Origin of the sequence: Enterobacter cloacae complex sp. ESBL7, from assembly GCF_041679625.1 — a bacterium.
GTDB lineage: Bacteria > Pseudomonadota > Gammaproteobacteria > Enterobacterales > Enterobacteriaceae > Enterobacter > Enterobacter asburiae_B.
The window spans coordinates 1-263 of the sequence record NZ_JBGORN010000061.1; the positions used below are offsets into that span (position 1 = coordinate 1).

A 263-nucleotide genomic window follows, 5' to 3' on the forward strand; every position below is an offset into this window, starting at 1 on the left:
TGCCGGGGGCGTTGCCGCCTCGTTGCTGCTCACGGCACTAAGCGCCTGGGGCTGGCAACACTGGCACGACAACCTGCCGGAGACGCTGATTGACACCTCACTTTCACCGCTGCCGGTGGTGCTCTCTTCCTCCGAGCAGGGAGCGATGATTGAAGAAAACGCCGCCGCTCTGCAGGCGCAGGGACGGATGGCGACTGAACGTACCCGCGACCAGCTGGACGAACTGGCGCAGTTGTCACCGACATGGGCGCAGGACTACGGAT

The 263-nt window shown here is 64.3% G+C and carries 1 pseudogene; it reads left to right on the forward strand.

Annotation, left to right across the window (positions count from 1 at the left end):
- Positions 1 to 263: pseudogene (locus ACERY3_RS25450) on the forward strand (hypothetical protein); the annotation flags it as partial.